Raw genomic sequence first — 20,692 nt, forward strand, 5'->3', positions numbered from 1 at the left:
CCGGTGCAGCTACGCAAGACTGCGTCCAGCGGATATTCCGCGGTGAGTCTTGCATGCAAGGCTCACGACGGGCCAAACCGCCGTGGTTTCTTATTGTCTTAACGCTTCTTGCGGTTGGCGATGTGGATGGCGCCGCCATTCACTGCCAAAGCAGCTTCGTGCAAGGCTTCAGACAGGGTCGGATGGGAGAAAACCATCATGCCCAGGTCTTCAGCGCTGGTGCCGAATTCCATACCGATTGCGCCCTGCTGAACCAGTTCTGCGGCGCTTGGGCCGATCACGTGGACGCCCAGTACGCGGTCTGTCTTGGCATCTGCGATGACCTTGACGAAACCACCGGTGTCGTTGGCAGCCATGGCACGGCCAGAGGCTGCAAACGGGAAGGTGCCGACGTTAACTTCAACGCCTTCAGCTTTCAAGGCCTGCTCGGTTTTACCTACCCACGCGATTTCCGGGTGAGTATAAATAACCGAAGGGATCAAATCATAGTTCATCTGGGCCTTGTGGCCCTTGATGCGCTCGACAACCATGATGCCTTCTTCGGACGCCTTGTGCGCCAGCATCATGCCGCGAACCACGTCACCAATGGCGTAGACGCCCGGTACTGTGGTGGCGCAGTGATCATCGACGTGCACGAAACCGCGCTCGTCCAGGGTCACGCCGCAGTCGGCAGCCAGCAGATCAGTGGTCACCGGACGGCGACCAACGGCTACGATCAGCTTGTCGAACGTGATGTTCTGCTCGCCCTTGGCATCGGTGTAGTTCACCACGACTTCGTCGCCGTTCACTTTGGAGCCGGTCACGCGAGCGCCCAGCTTGATGTCCAGGCCCTGTTTGGTCAGGGTTTTCAGCGCTTCCTTGGAAACGGCGGCGTCAGCGGCCATCAGGAAGGTGTCCAGGGCTTCCAGGACAGTCACTTCTGCACCCAGACGCGACCAGACCGAACCCAGTTCCAGACCGATCACGCCAGCGCCGATCACGCCCAGACGCTTAGGCACGGTCTGGAATTCCAGTGCGCCAGTCGAATCGACGATCACATTCTGGTCAACCGGAGCTGGCGGAATGTCGATCGGACGCGAACCTGGAGCCAGGATGACGTTCTCGGCCTGGATGATTTCTACCGAACCGTCTGGCTTGGTGACTTCAACTTGCTTGCCGGCCAGCAGCTTGCCGTGACCTTCAATGGAAGTCACACCGTTGGCTTTGAACAGGGTCGCAACGCCAGAGGTCAGGCCTTTGACGATGGTGGCCTTGCGGCCGACCATTGCTGGCACGTCCATGGTCACGCCAGCGTGGTTGATACCGTGGATCGCGAAGCCTTCTTTGGCTTCCTTGTACTTCCACGAGCTGTCCAGCAGGGCCTTGGATGGAATGCAGCCGACGTTCAGGCAGGTACCGCCCAGAGCCAGTTTGCCTTCCTTGTCGGTGTACTTCTCGATGCAGGCGGTCGAAAGGCCAAGCTGTGCGGCCTTGATGGCAGCCACATAGCCGCCAGGGCCAGCGCCGATCACTACTACGTCAAATTTCTGCGACATTCAAAAAATCCTCTTTAGCGAAAAGCTTCAAGCCGCAAGCTGCAAGCCAAGCCGCGGGTTTTCCGCGAGCTCGAGCTTGCAGCTCATGGCTGCTTCTATCAGATATCCAGCAACAGACGAGCCGGATCTTCCAGCAGGTTCTTGATGGTCACCAGGAAAGTCACAGCTTCTTTGCCATCGATCAGACGGTGATCGTAGGACAGTGCCAGGTACATCATCGGACGGATAACGACCTGGCCGTTGATGGCCATCGGACGCTGGATGATGTTGTGCATGCCCAGGATGGCTGCTTGTGGCGGGTTGACGATCGGGGTCGACATCATCGAACCGAAGGTACCGCCGTTGGTGATGGTGAAGGTACCACCGGTCATTTCGTCCATCGACAGTTTGCCGTCGCGGGCTTTCTTGCCGAAGGTGGCGATGCCGCCTTCGATTTCAGCCAGGCTCATCAGTTCGGCGTTACGCAGAACCGGTACAACCAGGCCGCGATCGCTGGAAACTGCAACGCCGACGTCAGCGTAGCCGTGGTAAACGATGTCACCGCCGTCGATCGACGCGTTGACAGCCGGGAAGCGCTTCAGCGCTTCGGTGGCCGCTTTCACGAAGAACGACATGAAGCCCAGGCGCACGCCGTTGTGGGACTTCTCGAACAGATCCTTGTACTTCGAACGCAGGGCCATGACTTCGGTCATGTCGACTTCGTTGAACGTGGTCAGCATCGCCATGTTCGACTGGGCTTCTACCAGGCGCTTGGCCACGGTAGCGCGAACGCGGGTCATCGGAACGCGCTTCTCGATGCGATCGCCAGCAGCGAATACTGGAGCAGCAGCGGCAGGTGCAGCAGCCTTGGCAGGCGCGGCAGCCGGAGCGGCTTTCTTGGCAGCAACGGCTGCAACCACGTCTTCCTTGGTCACACGGCCGCCTTTGCCGGTGCCGGCAACGGAAGCGATGTTGATACCGTTTTCTTCAGCCAGCTTGCGGGCAGCCGGTGCAGCAACAGGATCGTCTTCGCCTTCGGCAGCTGGAGCAGCAGCTTGGGCAGCGGCGGCCGGAGCAGCAGCGGCTGGAGCGGCAGCAGCGCCGCCCGCTTCGATGGAGCCCAGGACTTCGTCGGACAGAACGGTGTCGCCTTCGTTCTTGACGATAGCGCCCAGCACGCCGTCAGCGGTAGCCAACACTTCGAGTACGACTTTATCGGTTTCGATGTCGACGATCAGTTCGTCGCGCTTGACCGCGTCGCCCGGTTGTTTGTGCCAAGTGGCAACGGTGCCGTCGGCAACCGATTCCGGGAAAGTGGGGGCTTTGATTTCGATAGCCATTATCTGTGGGTCCTTAAATTCGGTTTCAGGTGCGCGAAGGCGTTAAACAGTAAAGGCGTCTTGCAGCAGTTTTTCCTGCTGCTCGGCGTGCATCGATGCGTAACCGCATGCCGGTGCAGCAGAAGCCTCACGGCCCGCGTACTCGAGTACGAGGGACTTGTTGAGGTTGCTGATGCTGCGACGCATGTGGTGTTGGCTGCAGTACCACGCACCCTGGTTCATCGGCTCTTCCTGACACCACACGGCATGCTTGACGTTGGTGTAAGGCGCCAGGACTTCTTTCAAGTCGTCCTCAGGGAATGGGTACAGCTGCTCGATACGCACGATGGCGATATCGTCACGGCCTTCGGCACGACGTTTTTCCAGCAGGTCGTAGTAGACCTTGCCGCTACACAGGACAACGCGCTCGACCTTTTTCGGGTCTTGGGCGTCGATTTCCGGGATAACGGTCTGGAAGGAACCTTCGGCCAGATCTTCCAGGGTCGAGATGGCCAGCTTGTGGCGCAACAGCGACTTCGGAGTCAGGACTACCAGTGGCTTGCGCAGCGGGCGAATCACCTGACGGCGCAGCAAGTGGTAGATCTGTGCCGGCGTCGTCGGCATGCACACCTGGATGTTGTGCTCGGCGCACAGCTGCAGGTAACGCTCCAGACGAGCCGAGGAGTGCTCCGGCCCCTGACCTTCATAACCGTGCGGCAGCAGCATGGTCAGACCGCACAGACGGCCCCACTTGTGCTCGCCACTGGTGATGAACTGGTCGATTACAACCTGGGCGCCGTTGGCGAAGTCGCCGAACTGGGCTTCCCAGATAACCAGGGCATTTGGCGTGGTGGTCGAGTAACCGTACTCGAACGCCAGCACCGCTTCTTCGGACAGGAACGAGTCGTACAGGTCAAAACGTGGCTGACCGTCGTACAGGTTCTGCAGCGGGATGTAGGTGCCCGCGTCCTTCTGGTTGTGCAACACGGCATGACGGTGCGAGAACGTACCGCGGCCGATGTCCTGGCCAGTCATGCGGATCGGGTGACCTTCGAACGCCAGGGTCGCGTACGCCATGGTTTCGGCGTAACCCCAGTTGATCGGCAGGCCGCCGGCTTGCATCTTCTGACGGTCTTCGTAGATCTTCGCAACCTGGCGCTGAACCACGAAGCCTTCCGGGATTTCCAGCAGCTTGGCGGACAGTTCCTGCAAGGTCTTCAGATCGAAGCGAGTGTCGTGACGCGCGGTCCAGGCGTGGCCCAGATACGGACGCCAGTCCACGAACAACTCTTTGTTCGGCTCTTTGACCAGGCTTTTCACTACGTGCAGACCGTTGTCCAGCGCGTTGCGGTATTCGTCGACCTTGGCCTGAACACGTTCAGCGTCCAACACACCGGCCTGGGTCAGGCGATCGGCGTACAGCTCACGGGTAGTGCGCTGCTTGGTGATCTGCTGATACATGATCGGCTGGGTGCCGCTTGGCTCGTCGGCCTCGTTGTGGCCGCGACGACGGTAGCAGACCAGGTCGATCACCACGTCACGCTTGAACTGCATGCGGTAGTCGATGGCCAGCTGGGTCACGAACAACACGGCTTCCGGATCATCGCCATTCACATGGAGGATCGGCGCCTGGATCATTTTCGCAACGTCGGTCGCGTACTCGGTGGAACGCGAGTCCAGCGGGTTGCTGATGGTGAAACCAACCTGGTTGTTGATCACGATGTGCACGGTACCGCCGGTCTTGAAACCGCGGGTCTGCGACATCTGGAAGGTTTCCATCACCACGCCTTGACCGGCGAATGCCGCGTCACCGTGGATGGAGATCGGCAGGACCTTCTCGCCGGTCAGGTCATTGCGACGGTCCTGGCGGGCGCGAACAGAACCCTCGACCACCGGGGAAACGATTTCCAGGTGGGACGGGTTGAACGCCATGGCCAGGTGAACTTCACCGCCGGTGGTCATTACGTTGGACGAGAAGCCCTGGTGATACTTGACGTCACCGGAACCCAGCTCGACCTTCTTCTTGCCTTCGAACTCGTCGAACAGCTCACGCGGGTTCTTGCCGAAGGTGTTGACCAGCACGTTCAGACGGCCACGGTGGGCCATGCCGATGACGATTTCCTTGGTGCCGTAGGAACCGGAACGCTGGATCAGCTCGTCGAGCATCGGAATCAGGCTCTCGCCACCTTCCAGGCCGAAACGCTTGGTGCCCGGGTATTTGGTGCCCAGGTATTTTTCCAGGCCTTCACCGGCGGTCACGCGCTCGAGCAGGTGGCTCTTGATGTCGGCGGAGTACGTCGGACGGCCACGCACGCTTTCCAGGCGCTGCTGGAACCACTGGCGCTGCTCGGAATCGGTGATGTGCGTGAACTCAGCGCCGATGGTGCGGCAATATGTCTGCTGCAACGCTTCGTGAATTTCGCGTAGGCTCGCTTCCTCTTTGCCGATGAACAGGTCGCCGGCACGGAAGGTCGTATCAAGATCGGCATTGGTCAAGCCGTAATGATTGATCGACAGGTCTGCAGGTGCAGGACGCTGCCACAGCCCCAGCGGGTCAAGCTGGGCTGCCTGGTGGCCACGCATACGGTAGGCCTGGATCAATCGCAGCACTTCAACTTGCTTCTTCTCGTGCTCACTGCTCACGCTGCCGGCGGAAACCGGTTGGGCGCGGCGCTGGTTCTTTGCCAGCAAGACGAAATGATCGCGAATTGTGGAGTGCGAAACATCGGTGGCAGAGTTGCCGTCAGCAGGCAACTTCTGGAAGTAGGTGCGCCACTCTTCTGGCACAGCGTTAGGGTCGTGCAGGTAGAGCTCGTAGAGCTCTTCCACATAGGCAGCGTTACTACCGGATAGGTAGGCGCTGTTCCACATGCGCTGCATCACGCTTTCTTGCATGCTTGGTCACCCTCGGTTAGGGGAACACCACCGGTGTCGACACCGAGCAAACTTGCAGAAGTCCGAATGCAGCGACCAAAACAAGCCACTAGGATCACACTGATAGTCCGGGTACCAGCCCGGATGCCCCTGCTTGTCTCATTTCTTCAAAATAAGAGCCGCAGCCTTTTAGGCTGCTGCTCAGGTTAAAACTACGGCGCCGGTTGAAGCCTGCGCCGCAGCATCTACGGGTACAACAGTCTTACGGGTACTACGGCTGAATCACACGCCGCTGGAGAGCAGCATGTTACGGATGTGACCGATGGCCTTAGTCGGGTTCAGGCCTTTCGGACATACGTTGACGCAGTTCATGATCCCGCGGCAGCGGAATACGCTGAACGGGTCATCCAGCGAAGCCAGACGCTCGGACGTCTTGGTATCACGGCTGTCTGCCAGGAAGCGGTACGCTTGCAGCAGTGCAGCTGGACCCAGGAACTTGTCCGGGTTCCACCAGAAGGACGGGCACGAGGTCGAGCAGCAGGCGCACAGGATGCACTCGTACAGACCATCGAGCTTTTCACGCTCTTCAGGGGACTGCAGGCGCTCGATGGCCGGAGCCGGCGTGTCGTTCTGCAGGTAAGGCTTAACCTTTTCGTATTGCTTGTAGAAGATGCTCATATCGACGACCAAGTCACGGATAACCGGCAAACCTGGCAGAGGACGAACGATCAACTTGTTACCTTTTACAACAGCAGACAGCGGCGTGACGCAGGCCAGGCCGTTTTTGCCGTTGATGTTCATGCCGTCGGAACCGCAAACACCTTCACGGCAAGAGCGACGATAGGAGAAACCTTCGTCCTGCTCTTTGATCAGGGCCAGTACGTCCAGCACCATCAGGTCTTTACCACCGGTATCGACCTGGAATTCCTGCATGAACGGCGCAGCGTCCTGATCAGGGTTGTAACGATAAACACTGACTTGCAACATGGCGGCCACCCTTAATAAGTCCGAATCTTAGGTTCAAAAGTCGGAACAGTCTTCGGCGAGAAGTTCACGGCACGCTTGGCAACGCGCTTCTCACCCGGGAAGTACAGGGTGTGGCACAGCCAGTTTTCGTCGTCACGATCTTCGAAGTCTTCACGGGCGTGAGCGCCGCGGGACTCTTTACGTACTTCGGCAGCGATGGCGGTAGCTTCGGCCACTTCCAGCAGGTTCTGCAGTTCCAGAGCTTCGATACGCGCAGTGTTGAACGCCTGCGACTTGTCGTTGATCTTGACGTTGGCGATGCGCTTGCGCAGGTCAGCCAGCTGGGCAATACCCTTCTGCATGTATTCGCCGGTACGGAATACACCGAAGTAGTTCTGCATGCAGTTTTGCAGCTCGCGACGCAGGGTTGCCACGTCTTCGCCATCGGTACGCTCGTTCAGGGCGGACAGACGCGCCAGGGCCGCAGTGATGTCGGCGTCGGTGGCGTCGTCGTACTCGATACCGTCGGTCAGCGCCTTTTCCAGGTGCAGGCCGGCAGCACGGCCGAAGACCACCAGGTCGAGCAGCGAGTTGCCGCCCAGGCGGTTGGCGCCGTGAACCGATACGCAAGCCACTTCGCCTACAGCGAACAGGCCCGGGATGATGGTGTCTACGCCTTCGGCGTCCTGGGTGATCGCCTGGCCATGAATGTTGGTGGCTACGCCGCCCATCATATAGTGGCAGGTCGGAACAACCGGAACTGGAGCAACAACCGGATCAACGTGAGCAAACGTCTTGGACAGTTCGCAGATGCCAGGCAGACGGCTGTGCAACACTTCCTCGCCCAGGTGGTCGAGTTTGAGCATTACGTGGTCGCCGTTCGGGCCACAGCCGTTACCGGCGATGATCTCTTTAACCATCGAACGGGCAACAACGTCACGACCGGCAAGGTCTTTGGCGTTCGGAGCATAACGCTCCATGAAACGCTCGCCGTGCTTGTTGATCAGGTATCCACCTTCACCACGGCAACCTTCGGTTACCAGTACACCGGCGCCGGCGATGCCGGTCGGGTGGAACTGCCACATTTCGATGTCTTGTACCGGCACGCCAGCACGCAGGGCCATGCCAACGCCGTCACCGGTGTTGATCAGGGCGTTGGTGGTGGAGGCATAGATACGGCCTGCACCGCCGGTTGCCAGGACAGTAGCCTTGGCACGGATGTAGGTGGTTTCGCCGGTTTCGATGCAGATGGCGATCACGCCGACGAATTCGCCTTGACCGTTCTTCACCAGGTCAACGGCGTAGTACTCGTTCAGGAACGTGGTGCCAGCTTTCAGGTTGCCCTGATAAAGGGTGTGCAGCAGGGCGTGACCGGTACGGTCGGACGCTGCGCAGGTACGGGCAGCCTGGCCGCCTTTACCGTAGTCCTTGGACTGACCGCCGAACGGACGCTGATAGATACGGCCGGTTTCGGTGCGCGAGAACGGCAGACCCATGTGGTCCAGCTCGAAAACGGCAGCCGGGCCTTCCTGGCACATGTATTCGATAGCGTCCTGGTCACCGATGTAGTCGGAACCCTTGACGGTATCGTACATGTGCCAGCGCCAGTCATCGTTCGGGTCAGCGGACGCGATGGCGCAGGTGATGCCGCCCTGGGCGGATACAGTGTGCGAACGGGTCGGGAAAACCTTGGTGATTACCGCAGTCTTGTGACCGCCTTGCGCCAGTTGCAGCGCTGCGCGCATGCCGGCACCGCCACCACCAATAATGATGGCGTCGAAAGAAATCGTTGGAATGTTAGCCATGAATCAGATACCCCAGAGAATCTGCACGCCCCAGACGAAGTAAGCGAACATCGCAACGCCGCATACTGCCTGGAACAGGAAACGTATAGCCGTCGCGGACTTGCCGAACGCCATTGGCGTCAGGTAGTCGGTCGCGATGGTCCACATGCCGACCCAGGCGTGAGCGCCCAGAGCAACAAGGGCCAGCAGGCTGAAAATACGCATCCAGTTATTGGCGAACAGTTCATGCCATTGGGCGTACTCGAGGCCAGGGTTGGCCACGACGTATCCGATCAGGAAAATGAAGTAAGCCGCGAGAACGACCGCAGACACACGTTGCGCCATCCAGTCATAGAGGCCCGAACGCGACAGGTTCGTGACGTTAGTTACCATATCCAAACTCCTGCCAGAACGATTACCACCACGGAAACGGCGATAACGATTTTCGAGCCCAGCTTGCCGCCTTCCAGCGTCTCACCGATGCCCATGTCCATGATCAAATGGCGCACACCGGCAACCAGGTGATACAGCAAGGCGGACAGGATGCCCCAAATCACTAGCTTGGCTAGCGGACTGGTCAGACACGCTTTCACCTGACCGAAGCCTTCCTCGGAGCTCAGCGACTTGTCCAATGCATAAAGCATGATGGCAAGGCACACGAAGAGGATGACACCGGAGATACGGTGAAGAATGGACGTGTAAGCAGTGACTGGGAGTTTGATGGTCCTTAGGTCTAGGTTTACAGGTCGTTGGCTTTTCACGGCTTTTTTTTCACACTGAAGAGCCCCTAACAATCAGGGCAAAGTTGTTGGGGAGTGCACTGGTCAGGTAACCACCACCCAGGGAGGCGACCCCCAATAACGCAAGCCCAAAAGCCCTTGGCGGTCGGCTGCCGAGTATAGACAGTTAGGCTACTAATGACAACGCAAAGACCTCACCCAAACAGCTGATTGCACAACGGACATAAAAGGCGTAAATGGCAGGCAATTTCGAGAAAAAAGTACGGTTAAAGCCTTCTGGAGCAAGACTTTAGGCAAATTGACATTCGGATTTATCTCACTATAGTGGTGCGGGCCCTGCGTGGGGGGTCTGTCTGATGATTTCAAGCATAAATAGGAGGCCACATGGCTGACAAAAAAGCGCAGTTGATCATCGAGGGCGCAGCCCCCGTCGAGCTGCCCATTTTAACCGGCACCGTTGGTCCCGATGTTATCGATGTTCGGGGCCTGACGGCCACGGGCCGCTTCACCTTCGACCCAGGTTTCATGTCGACCGCTTCGTGCGAGTCGAAGATCACCTATATTGACGGTGACAACGGCATTTTGTTGCACCGCGGTTACCCGATCGAACAGCTGGCTGAAAAATCGGACTACCTGGAAACCTGCTACCTGCTGCTCAACGGCGAACTGCCGACCGCAGAGCAGAAGGCCCAGTTCGTCAGCACCGTGAAGAACCACACCATGGTTCACGAGCAGTTGAAGACCTTCTTCAACGGCTTCCGTCGCGACGCCCACCCGATGGCTGTCATGTGCGGCGTAGTCGGTGCCCTCTCGGCCTTCTACCACGACTCCCTGGACATCAATAACCCGCAGCATCGCGAAATCTCCGCGATCCGCCTGGTTGCCAAGATGCCGACCCTGGCAGCGATGGTTTACAAGTACTCCATGGGCCAACCCATGATGTACCCGCGCAACGACCTGTCGTACGCGGAAAACTTCCTGCACATGATGTTCAACACCCCGTGCGAGATCAAACCGATCAGCCCGGTGCTCGCCAAGGCCATGGACCGGATCTTCATCCTCCACGCCGACCACGAGCAGAACGCATCGACCTCCACCGTACGCCTGGCCGGCTCTTCGGGTGCCAACCCGTTCGCCTGTATCGCCGCCGGTATCGCTGCACTGTGGGGCCCTGCCCACGGCGGTGCGAACGAAGCCGTCCTGACCATGCTCGATGAAATCGGCGATGTCTCTAACATCGACAAGTTCATCGCCAAGGCCAAGGACAAGAACGATCCGTTCAAGCTGATGGGCTTCGGTCACCGCGTTTACAAAAACCGCGACCCACGCGCCACCGTGATGAAGCAGACCTGCGACGAAGTATTGAAGGAACTGGGCATCCAGAACGATCCGCAACTCGAACTGGCCATGCGCCTGGAAGAGATCGCCCTGACCGACCCGTACTTCATCGAACGCTCGCTGTACCCGAACGTCGACTTCTACTCGGGGATCATCCTCAAGGCGATCGGCATTCCAACCAGCATGTTCACCGTGATCTTCGCCCTGGCGCGGACCGTCGGCTGGATCTCCCACTGGAAAGAAATGCTCTCCAGCCCGTACAAGATTGGCCGTCCGCGCCAGCTGTACACCGGCTACGAGTCGCGTGACATCACCAAGCTGGAAGACCGCAAGTAAGATCAGTCTTGCTGTAGCGTGTTGAGTTGTACCGGAAACGGCCTCTATCCATATAGAGGCCGTTTTTGTTTGTGCGCCCTTCCCGCCCTCTTCAAGTATTGCAGTGCCGGCACTATCGCCTTCGCGAGCAGGCTCGCTCCCACATTGAACTCCAGTGAACACACCAATTACTGTGGGAGCGAGCCTGCTCGCGAATTCGTCAGCCCTGACACCAGACCTCTAAACCTGCAGACAAACAAAAATGCCCCGGTCTTTCGACCGGGGCATTTCTGTTTACCGCAATTTACACAAGTAAATCCGAAGCCTTAGTGCGAAACCGCCCCACTCGCACCCAACCCAGTCTGCGAACGAACAAACTGCGGGAAGAACAGTGCGCGCTCGTTATCAGCCGCGGTCGACTTGTCGGTAATCGAGAAGAACCAGATCCCGACAAAGGCAATGATCATGGAGAACAGCGCCGGGTACTCGTACGGGAAGATCGCCTTCTCGTGATGCAGGATCTGCACCCAGATGGTTGGCCCAAGGATCATCAAGCCCACAGCGCTCACCAGGCCCAACCAGCCGCCAATCATCGCACCGCGAGTGGTCAGCTTTTTCCAGTACATGGAAAGCAGCAGGACCGGGAAGTTGCAGCTCGCCGCGATGGAGAACGCCAGGCCCACCATGAACGCGATGTTCTGGCTTTCGAACAGGATGCCCAGACCGATCGCCAGCACCGCCAGAGCGATGGTGGTGATTTTCGAAACGCGGATCTCGTCCTTCTCGTTGGCCTTGCCCTTCTTGATCACGCTGGCATACAGGTCGTGGGACACCGCCGAGGCACCAGCCAGGGTCAGGCCGGCAACCACTGCCAGAATGGTCGCGAACGCTACCGCCGAGATGAAGCCCAGGAAGATACTGCCGCCCACCGCATTGGCCAGGTGCACCGCCGCCATGTTGTTACCGCCCAACAGCGCGCCAGCCGCATCCTTGAACGCCGGGTTGGTGCTGACCAGCAGGATCGCGCCGAAGCCGATGATGAAGGTCAGGATATAGAAGTAGCCAATGAAGCCGGTTGCGTACAAAACGCTCTTGCGCGCTTCTTTCGCGTCACTCACCGTGAAGAAGCGCATCAGGATGTGCGGTAGGCCCGCGGTACCAAACATCAGTGCCAGGCCAAGGGAGAACGCCGAGATCGGATCTTTCACCAGGCCGCCTGGGCTCATGATCGCTTCGCCTTTGGCGTGAACCTTGATCGCCTCGGAGAACAGCGTGTTGAAGTCAAAGTTGACGTGCTTCATTACCATCAGCGCCATGAACGAGGCACCGGACAGCAACAGCACTGCCTTGATGATCTGCACCCAAGTGGTCGCCAGCATGCCGCCGAACAGCACGTACATGCACATCAGGACACCAACCAGGATCACTGCTACGTGGTAATCCAGACCGAACAGCAACTGGATCAGCTTGCCGGCCCCGACCATTTGCGCGATCAGGTAGAACGCCACCACCACCAACGAACCGCAAGCGGACAGCGAGCGAATCTGGGTTTGCCCAAGGCGGTAGGACGCCACATCGGCGAAGGTGTACTTGCCCAGGTTACGCAGGCGCTCGGCGATCAGGAACAGAATGATCGGCCAGCCCACCAGGAAGCCGATCGAGTAGATCAGGCCATCGTAGCCGGAGGTGAACACCAGCGCGGAAATACCCAGGAAGGATGCCGCGGACATATAGTCACCGGCAATCGCCAGACCGTTCTGGAAGCCGGTGATCTTGCCACCTGCCGCATAATAGTCGGAGGCCGACTTGTTTTTCTTGGAAGCCCAGTAGGTGATGCACAGGGTCGCACCAACGAATGCGACGAACATCAGGATCGCCGACACGTTAAGCGGTTGTTTTTGCACAGCGCCGGTCAGGGCGTCAGCCGCCCAGGCGCCCGGTGCGAAGGCTGCGATGCTCAAAAGAGCCATTAGACGCCGGATCATTGCTGAGCCTCCTTGAGAATCGCATTGTTCAGGTCGTCGAATTCGCCATTGGCGCGTCGCACGTAGATACCGGTCAGTATGAAAGCCGAAACAATCAGCCCGACACCAATCGGTATGCCCCAGGTAATCGATGACTCAGGGCTGATTTTCGCCCCCAGTACATGCGGACCGTAAGCAATCAAAAGGATGAATCCGGAGTAAAGCCCTAGCATGATCGCCGAAAGAATCCAGGCGAATCGTTCCCTCTTGCTAACCAGCTCCTTGAAGCGCGGGCTGTTTTGAATCGAGAGGTAAATGCTGTCGTTCATTGTTTTTATCCTCGCAGCACAGATTTAGTTGGAACGGTATCCACTCTATGCGGCTGCGGGGCAGGTTCCAGACGACCTTAGTCTTAGAACCACGTGACGTATTTGCCAAAGTCCAGCAAGAATAAATAAATATGGGAGCGAGCCTGCTCGCGAAGGCGTCAGGTCAGTCGAGATGTTGGTCAACTGACAGACCGCTTCGCGAGCAGGCTCGCTCCCACAGGGTCAAGCGTGCTCTATGTAATTACTTGATCCAGTCAGCCACGCGCTCCGGGTGTTTGGCTACCCAGTCCTTCGCCGCGGCTTCAGGCTTGGCGCCTTCCTGGATCGCCAGCATGACTTCGCCGATTTCGTCTTTCGACGCCCACTGGAAGTTCTTCAGGAACTTGGCCACTTCCGGCGCCTTGGTCGCCAGCTCTTTGCTGCCGATGCTGTTCACGGTTTCAGCCGCGCCATACACGCCTTTCGGGTCTTCCAGGAAACGCAGTTTCCACTTGGCGAACATCCAGTGCGGCACCCAACCGGTGACGGCAATGGATTCGTTCTTCTTCTCGGCACGGGTCAGCTCGGCAATCATGCCGGCGCCGGAACTGGCCTTGAGTTGATAGCCGGTCAGGTCGTAGTCCTTGATTGCCTGTTCGGTCTTGAGCATCACGCCTGAACCGGCGTCGATGCCGACGATGCGTTTCTTGAAGCTGTCATCGGTCTTCAGGTCTTCAAGTGACTTGGCCTTGACGTAGTCCGGAACGATCAAGCCGATCTTGGCGTCCTTGAAGTTCGGCCCGTAGTCGACGACCTGGTCCTTGTTCTTGGTCCAGTAGTCGCCGTGGGTCACTGGCAGCCAGGCCGACAGCATGGCGTCGAGTTTGCCGGTGGCCACGCCCTGCCACATGATCCCGGTGGCGACGGCTTGCAGCTTCACGTCATAATTGAGCTTCTGCTTGATCACTTCAGCGGCCACGTGCGTGGTCGCGACGCTGTCGGACCAGCCGTCAACGTAACCGATGCTCAGGGTCTTGTTCTCGGCATTGGCGAATGTTGAGCCAATCGCAAGCACCAGAGCGGCACCTGCGCCTAAAAGTCGTCGCATCTTCATCGTTACTTCCCCGAAAGTGCTGCGCTCGACGGATGCCGAGTCGCGTCAACGTATAGTTATAGTGCACAGCGCCCCCATCACGCCCCACCCGCAAACTCGTTCGTACATCAGCGGAGTACTGACACTGCGATAATCAACCTGACACAGAGGGTGACCTTCTCTGCCAGCGACCTCGAGCCATCGAGAAACGACATCAGAACGCCATGAGTCATGAGCCGCGCTAACGAAGCGGTCGGTCCGCCCGAACTTTGCATGTCAAAATCATGCAGGCCACCAAGCACGCGACAAATGCAGGTAACATGCGCCGCTTTGCTCCCAGACGGCCTGACCATGCCCGCGACATCCCGCTTTCCTTTTTTTGCCTATCTGTTCGCTTGCCTGCTGGGGCTGTTTGCCCTCGGCGGCTTCTGGTACGGGCTGGGCAAACCGGTGATCCTGCCGGATGCCGCCAGCGCGACGCACAAGCTGCAATGCGCTTCCTACACCCCGTTCGACAAAGACCAGTCACCGTTCGATGTGCCGTTCAAACTGCGCCCCGAGCGCATGGACGCCGACCTTGCGCTGCTGGCCAAAAGTTTCCAATGCATCCGCACCTATTCGATGACCGGCCTCGAAGCCCTGCCCGATCTAGCGCGCAAGCATGGGTTGAAGCTGATGATCGGCGCCTGGATCAACAGCAATCCGGTGGACACTGAAAAAGAAGTGGACCTGCTTATCGCCTCGGCCAATGCCAACGCGGATGTGGTCAGCGCGGTGATCGTAGGCAACGAAACCCTGCTGCGCAAGGAAGTCACCGGCACCCAGCTGGTGAGACTGATCAACAAGGTCAAGCGCCAGGTCAAGCAACCCGTCACCTATGCCGATGTCTGGGAGTTCTGGCTCAAGCACCCGGAAGTCGCGCCAGCCGTGGATTTCCTGACCATCCACTTGCTGCCGTACTGGGAAGATGATCCTTCGAACATCGACGCTGCTCTGCAGCATGTAGCCGAGGTCCGCCAGGTATTCGGCAACAAATTCGCGCCCAAGGACGTGATGATCGGCGAAACCGGCTGGCCGAGCGAAGGCCGCCAGCGTGAAACCGCGCTGCCAAGCCGGGTCAACGAGGCCAAATTCATTCGAGGTTTTGTCGCCATGGCCGAGCAGCAAGGCTGGCACTACAACCTCATCGAAGCCTTCGACCAGCCATGGAAGCGCGCCAGCGAAGGGGCTGTCGGTGGTTACTGGGGACTGTTCGATGCGGACCGGCAGGACAAGGGTGTGCTGGCAGGGCCGGTGTCGAACGTGCCGTACTGGTCGCAGTGGCTGGTGGTCGGCGGGTTTATCTTCCTTGCCACGCTGATTCTTGGCGGTCGTGTGCGCAGCACGCGCGCCGCGCTGGTGCTGCCGCTGCTGGGAGCCCTGGCCGCTTGTTCACTGGGTGCCTGGGGCGACCTGGCACGGGTCACCACGCGTTTTGCCAGTGAGTGGCTGTGGGTCGCCCTGCTGACCGCCTTGAATGTGTTGGTGCTGGCCCATGCCGCGCTGACGTTGAGCCCACGCACCGGCTGGCGTGGCTGGGCGTTCAATGCCCTGGAACGTCGGGCCGGCTGGATACTGGCAGTGGCAGGCTTTGCCGCTGCGGTGATGATGCTGGAGCTGGTGTTCGACCCGCGTTATCGCAGCTTCCCGAGCGTCGCCTTCATCCTGCCTGCGCTGGTTTACCTGTGCCGCCCGGTGAGGGTGCCGCGCCGGGAGATTGCCCTGCTGACCTTCATCATCGGCGCCGGCATCGCGCCGCAGCTGTTTCGTGAAGGTTTGCAGAACCAGCAGGCCTGGGGCTGGGCGCTGGTGAGCCTGTTGATGGTGGCGGCGTTGTGGCGCAGCTTGCGGGTTCGCAAGGGCTGATTCGGCGCTGCATCCAGCCTCTTCGCGAGCAGGCTCGCTCCCACATTTGATCTGCGTCATTCACAAATCTACTGCGGGAGCGAGCCTGCTCGCGAAGGCTATCGATCAGGCGCTACGGGACGCCCTGACCAACCGCAACCCCGCAATCACCACCGCAAACACCGCCATCGTCGTGTTGTACAACGCCAGCGCCGGAAAGCCGAATACCAGCGCCAGGACCGCCAACCACCACCCTGCCCGCCCTGGCAGCACAAAGCCGACCACGGCGGCCGCCAGTGCTGCCCAACCCAATACCTGGAAGTGAATCATCAGGCCCAGGTTCGAACGCACCTGGCACTCCCAGCGGCTGGTCTCGTCCACGCAGATGCCGACCCATTGCGCATCTTCCATGAAGCCATAACGCGCGCCATAGCTGGCAGCCAGCCACAGCGGCAACAAAACAAGCAGCACAATCACGGGCAAGCGGCGGGACATGGAGCACTCCAATAGGCGAAAACGGCGGCCAGCTTAATCGCCCGACAGCCTTACGCAAGCGATAACAACTGATAACTGGTCATTCAATCACTGCAAAGTGTATCGTCGAGCTACTATTACTCGGAATTCAGGCCAGTTTGGTGCCGATGCGTGGCACTTTGGCGCAAAACCAGTGGTCATACCCTGCGAACTTCATTCGGCACCTTTTTCTAAGGGATCTAGTCATGCTCCGTTCCTTGCGCTTCGCCGCCCTGTTTGGCGGCCTTATTTTGAGTGCGTCCGCACTGGCGGTCGATATCGACGCCGCCAGTTATGGCTACCCCTTGACCAACCCGTTCGAGGCGACCATCGCCACGACGCCGCCGGACCTGCGTCCCGAGCTGCCGCTCGATGACGACATCGATCAGTCGGATCGCAGCGTCACCTTACGGCCCGAACGTGCATTCGAACTGCCGGACAACTTCTGGGCGGTGAAGAAACTCACCTATCGCATCGCCACCCAGGATAAACCCGCGCCGTTGATCTTCCTGATCGCCGGCACGGGCGCGCGTTACGACAGCACCCTCAACGAATACCTGAAAAAGCTCTACTACAAGGCCGGCTACCACGTGGTGCAACTGTCGTCGCCCACCAGCTTCGACTTCATGAGCGCCGCCTCGCGTTTTGCCACCCCGGGCGTCACCAAGGACGACGCAGAAGACATGTACCGAGTGATGCAGGCCATACGGGCGCAAAACCCGAAGCTGCCGGTCACCGATTACTACCTGACGGGCTACAGCCTGGGTGCACTGGATGCGGCATTCGTCGCGCACCTGGACGAAACCCGCCGCAGCTTCAACTTCAAGAAAGTGCTGTTGCTCAATCCTCCGGTCAACCTCTACACCTCGATCACCAACCTGGACCGACTGGTCCAGACCGAGGTCAAGGGCATCAACAACACCACCACCTTCTATGAACTGGTGCTGAACAAACTGACCCGTTACTTCCAGCAGAAGGGCTACATCGATCTCAACGACGCCCTGCTTTACGACTTCCAGCAGTCCAAGCAGCACCTGAGCAATGAACAGATGGCCATGCTGATCGGCACCTCGTTCCGTTTTTCCGCGGCCGACATCGCCTTCACCTCGGACCTGATCAACCGTCGCGGCCTGATCACGCCACCGAAAACGCCCATCACCGAAGGCACCAGCCTCACGCCTTACCTCAAGCGTGCGCTGCAGTGTGACTTCGACTGCTACATCACCGAACAGGTGATCCCGATGTGGCGTGCGCGCACCGACGGCGGCAGCCTGCTGCAACTGATCGACCAGGTGAGCCTGTATGCACTGAAGGACTACCTGCACGACAGCCCGAAAATCGCCGTGATGCACAACGCCGACGATGTGATTCTCGGCCCTGGTGACCTGGGTTTCCTGCGCAAGACCTTTGGCGATCGCCTGACCGTTTACCCGCTGGGCGGCCATTGCGGCAACCTTAACTACCGCGTCAACAGCGACGCCATGCTGGAGTTCTTCCGTGGCTAAATACCTCCTGCTTATCGCTGCGTTACTCTGTGCAACCGCTGCCAATGCCGACAACAGCAAGGCCAACGCCCCGGTGGTCGTCGACAGTGACGGCTTCAAGGAGCCCCTGAGCAAACTCAAGTTCAACCCGGGCCTGGACCAGCGCGAGTTCGAGCGTTCGACGCTCAGCGCATTGAACGTCTATGACCCGCTGGAACAGTGGAACCGCCGCGTTTACCACTTCAACTACCGGTTCGACCAATGGGTGTTCCTGCCGGTGGTCGATGGCTATCGCTACATCACCCCGAGCTTCCTGCGCACCGGCGTCAGCAACTTCTTCAACAACGTTGGCGACGTGCCGAACCTGCTCAACAGCCTGTTGCAGTTCAAGGGCCAGCGTTCGATGGAAATCACCGGCCGGCTGCTGCTCAACACCACCATCGGTATCGCCGGCCTGTGGGACCCGGCCACCGCCATGGGCCTGCCGCGCCAGAACGAAGACTTTGGCCAGACCCTGGGCTTCTATGGTGTACCGGGCGGCGCCTACTTCGTACTGCCGATCCTCGGCCCGTCGAACCTGCGTGACACCGGTGGCCTGGTGGTGGATTTCAGCGCCGAAAGCGCGATCAACTTCCTCAACGTAGCCGAAGTCAGCTCCAACCATCCGGAAGTCTGGATCCTGCGCGGCATCGACAGGCGCTATCAGACCAGCTTCCGCTACGGCCAGCTGAACTCGCCGTTCGAGTACGAGAAGGTGCGTTACGTGTACACCGAGTCGCGCAAATTGCAGATTGCCGAGTAATTTCGACCGACACAAAAAACTGTGGGAGCGAGCCTGCTCGCGATGTGGTCATAACATTCAATACATAGGTTGACTGTTACACCGCTATCGCGAGCAGGCTCGCTCCCACATTTGTTAGGGGTTGATCTTAGCCTTTCAGCGTCTTCCAGACTTTTCCAACAATAGAAACTCCAACCAACACCAGCGCCCCCGCCACAATCCCCGCCACCGCATTGAGCAAAGTCGGCACGATAAATCCGGCACCACCCGCCCCTGCACTGACACTTTCGATCCAGTGATGCACCACCGGCACGCCGTGGGTCAGAATCCCGCCACCGACCAGGAACATCGCCGCGGTACCGATCACCGACAGGCTTTTCATCATGTATGGCGCCGCGCGCAGAATGCCGCCGCCGATGCTTCTGGCCATCTGCCCCGGCTTCTGGGTCAGCCACAGGCCCAGGTCATCGAGCTTGACGATGCCCGCCACCAGCCCGTACACGCCAATCGTCATGACGATGGCGATACCCGAGAGCACGACGACCTGTTGGGTCAGCGCCGAATCGGCCACCACGCCAAGGGTGATGGCGATGATTTCCGCCGACAGAATGAAGTCGGTGCGGATCGCCCCCTTGATCTTGTCCTTTTCGAACGCCACCAGGTCGACCGCCGGATCCGCCACCGCCTCGACCAGTTCGGCATGTTCGGCCTGGTCTTCAGCCTTGCTGTGCAGGAACTTATGGGCGAGCTTTTCAAACCCTTCGAAACACAGGTAGGCGCCACCGACCATCAACAACGGCGTGACCAGCCACGGGATGAATGCGCTGATGGCCAATGCCGACGGCACCAGGATCAGCTTGTTGACGAACGAGCCCTTGGCGACCGCCCAGACCACCGGGATTTCCCGCTCGGCACGCACACCGCTGACCTGTTGGGCATTGAGCGCCAGGTCATCGCCCAGCACCCCGGCGGTCTTCTTGGCGGCCATTTTGGTCATCAACGCCACATCGTCCAGCACCGCGGCGATGTCGTCGATCAGCACGAGCAAACTGCTTCCTGCCATGAATCGGCTTTCCTTCTTGAGTGAATGCCGTGCAGCATAGCGCGGCCGAGCACCGCACGGCGCATTCTTGAGCGTCGCCGAAGGCCGGTGCTACCATGCGCCACCGCCAGTACAGGCAAGGAACCCCCTGGTTTATGAGCACCATCCGCGAGCGCAACAAACAACTGATCCTGCGTGCCGCCAGTGAAGAATTTGCCGACAAGGGCTTCGCTGCGACCAAAACCAGCGATATAGCAGCCAAGGCGGGACTGCCCAAGCCTAACGTCTACTACTACTTCAAATCCAAGGAAAACCTCTATCGCGAGGTCCTCGAAAGCATCATCGAGCCGATTCTGCAGGCCTCGACACCGTTCAACCCCGACGGTGTGCCCAGTGAAGTTCTGAGCGGCTACATCCGCTCGAAAATCCGCATTTCACGCGACCTGCCCTTCGCCTCCAAGGTGTTCGCCAGCGAAATCATGCACGGCGCCCCGCACCTGAGCGCCGACCTGGTCGAACAGCTCAACGGCCAGGCCAAGCACAACATCGATTGCATCCAGACCTGGATCGACCGTGGCCAGATAGCGCCCATCGACCCCAACCACCTGATGTTCAGCATCTGGGCCGCAACCCAGACCTACGCCGACTTCGACTGGCAAATCACCGCCATCACCGGCAAGGCCAAGCTGGATGAAGAAGATTACGAAGCGGCGGCGCAGACGATTATTCGGTTGGTGCTCAAGGGGTGTGAGCCGGATTGATAGACCGCCATT

Annotated in this window: 17 protein-coding genes; 5 read left to right on the forward strand and 12 right to left on the reverse strand. The window is 59.1% G+C overall.

Annotated features, from left to right (window positions below):
- Positions 1-98 precede the first annotated feature (98 nt).
- From lpdA to sdhC, 7 genes are all read right to left on the reverse strand, one after another.
- A complete protein-coding gene (gene lpdA, locus NQL71_RS10195; protein ID WP_046819379.1) occupies positions 99-1,535 on the reverse strand; it encodes a dihydrolipoyl dehydrogenase in 1,437 nt (478 codons plus the stop codon).
- 98 nt (positions 1,536-1,633) lie between these two features.
- Positions 1,634-2,854: a 2-oxoglutarate dehydrogenase complex dihydrolipoyllysine-residue succinyltransferase gene (gene odhB, locus NQL71_RS10200; RefSeq protein ID WP_046819378.1), complete on the reverse strand. Its 1,221-nt coding sequence runs from the start codon at positions 2,852-2,854 to the stop codon at positions 1,634-1,636.
- Positions 2,855-2,896: 42 nt separating this feature from the next.
- Positions 2,897-5,728 carry a 2-oxoglutarate dehydrogenase E1 component gene (locus NQL71_RS10205; RefSeq protein WP_046819377.1) on the reverse strand — a complete coding sequence of 944 codons (2,832 nt, stop codon included), beginning with the start codon at positions 5,726-5,728 and terminating at the stop codon, positions 2,897-2,899.
- A gap of 261 nt (positions 5,729-5,989) precedes the next feature.
- Positions 5,990-6,694, reverse strand: a complete 705-nt coding sequence (locus NQL71_RS10210) for a succinate dehydrogenase iron-sulfur subunit (protein WP_008063297.1) — start codon at positions 6,692-6,694, stop codon at positions 5,990-5,992.
- A gap of 11 nt (positions 6,695-6,705) precedes the next feature.
- Positions 6,706-8,478 (reverse strand): succinate dehydrogenase flavoprotein subunit, encoded by a 1,773-nt coding sequence (sdhA, locus tag NQL71_RS10215; RefSeq protein ID WP_046819376.1) that lies wholly within the window; start codon positions 8,476-8,478, stop codon positions 6,706-6,708.
- Positions 8,479-8,481: 3 nt separating this feature from the next.
- Positions 8,482-8,850 (reverse strand): succinate dehydrogenase, hydrophobic membrane anchor protein, encoded by a 369-nt coding sequence (gene sdhD / locus NQL71_RS10220; protein ID WP_046819375.1) that lies wholly within the window; start codon positions 8,848-8,850, stop codon positions 8,482-8,484.
- On the reverse strand, positions 8,844-9,218 hold the full coding sequence (gene sdhC / locus NQL71_RS10225) for a succinate dehydrogenase, cytochrome b556 subunit (RefSeq protein ID WP_016773673.1): 375 nt from the start codon (positions 9,216-9,218) through the stop codon (positions 8,844-8,846). The genes sdhD and sdhC overlap by 7 nt, the downstream gene beginning before the upstream one ends.
- 363 nt (positions 9,219-9,581) lie before the next feature.
- Between sdhC and gltA the strand changes: the two genes are divergently transcribed.
- Positions 9,582-10,871, forward strand: a complete 1,290-nt coding sequence (gene gltA / locus NQL71_RS10230) for a citrate synthase (RefSeq protein ID WP_007977501.1) — start codon at positions 9,582-9,584, stop codon at positions 10,869-10,871.
- A gap of 305 nt (positions 10,872-11,176) precedes the next feature.
- Here the strand turns inward: gltA and NQL71_RS10235 are convergent, their stop codons facing one another.
- From NQL71_RS10235 to NQL71_RS10245, 3 genes are all read right to left on the reverse strand, one after another.
- Positions 11,177-12,835 (reverse strand): cation acetate symporter, encoded by a 1,659-nt coding sequence (locus NQL71_RS10235; protein ID WP_046819374.1) that lies wholly within the window; start codon positions 12,833-12,835, stop codon positions 11,177-11,179.
- The gene (locus NQL71_RS10240; RefSeq protein WP_008061165.1) at positions 12,832-13,143 is read right to left on the reverse strand and encodes a DUF485 domain-containing protein; all 312 of its coding nucleotides are present in this window, start codon (positions 13,141-13,143) and stop codon (positions 12,832-12,834) included. Before NQL71_RS10240 ends, NQL71_RS10235 begins: the two co-directional genes overlap by 4 nt.
- Before the next feature lie 241 nt (positions 13,144-13,384).
- The gene (locus tag NQL71_RS10245; protein ID WP_046819373.1) at positions 13,385-14,236 is read right to left on the reverse strand and encodes a glycine betaine ABC transporter substrate-binding protein; all 852 of its coding nucleotides are present in this window, start codon (positions 14,234-14,236) and stop codon (positions 13,385-13,387) included.
- Positions 14,237-14,524: 288 nt separating this feature from the next.
- Between NQL71_RS10245 and NQL71_RS10250 the strand changes: the two genes are divergently transcribed.
- A complete protein-coding gene (locus NQL71_RS10250; RefSeq protein WP_248686344.1) occupies positions 14,525-16,120 on the forward strand; it encodes a glycoside hydrolase family 17 protein in 1,596 nt (531 codons plus the stop codon).
- Positions 16,121-16,225: 105 nt separating this feature from the next.
- Here NQL71_RS10250 and NQL71_RS10255 read toward each other — a convergent pair whose 3' ends face one another.
- Positions 16,226-16,594: a hypothetical protein gene (locus tag NQL71_RS10255; RefSeq protein ID WP_046819371.1), complete on the reverse strand. Its 369-nt coding sequence runs from the start codon at positions 16,592-16,594 to the stop codon at positions 16,226-16,228.
- A 224-nt stretch (positions 16,595-16,818) separates the two neighbouring features.
- Between NQL71_RS10255 and mlaY the strand changes: the two genes are divergently transcribed.
- Positions 16,819-18,117 (forward strand): lipid asymmetry maintenance lipase MlaY, encoded by a 1,299-nt coding sequence (gene mlaY, locus NQL71_RS10260; protein ID WP_046819370.1) that lies wholly within the window; start codon positions 16,819-16,821, stop codon positions 18,115-18,117.
- The gene (locus NQL71_RS10265) at positions 18,110-18,898 is read left to right on the forward strand and encodes an MlaA family lipoprotein (protein ID WP_046819369.1); all 789 of its coding nucleotides are present in this window, start codon (positions 18,110-18,112) and stop codon (positions 18,896-18,898) included. The genes mlaY and NQL71_RS10265 overlap by 8 nt, the downstream gene beginning before the upstream one ends.
- A gap of 127 nt (positions 18,899-19,025) precedes the next feature.
- On the opposite strand, the gene NQL71_RS10270 is transcribed toward NQL71_RS10265, so the two are convergent.
- A complete protein-coding gene (locus NQL71_RS10270; RefSeq protein ID WP_077184042.1) occupies positions 19,026-19,940 on the reverse strand; it encodes a DUF808 domain-containing protein in 915 nt (304 codons plus the stop codon).
- 134 nt (positions 19,941-20,074) lie between these two features.
- Here NQL71_RS10270 and NQL71_RS10275 point away from each other — a divergent pair, with 134 nt between their 5' ends.
- Positions 20,075-20,680: a TetR/AcrR family transcriptional regulator gene (locus tag NQL71_RS10275; protein WP_020797014.1), complete on the forward strand. Its 606-nt coding sequence runs from the start codon at positions 20,075-20,077 to the stop codon at positions 20,678-20,680.
- Positions 20,681-20,692 lie beyond the last annotated feature (12 nt).

Origin of the sequence: Pseudomonas serbica (assembly GCF_028823535.1) — a bacterium.
GTDB classification, from domain to species: Bacteria; Pseudomonadota; Gammaproteobacteria; order Pseudomonadales; family Pseudomonadaceae; genus Aquipseudomonas; species Aquipseudomonas serbica.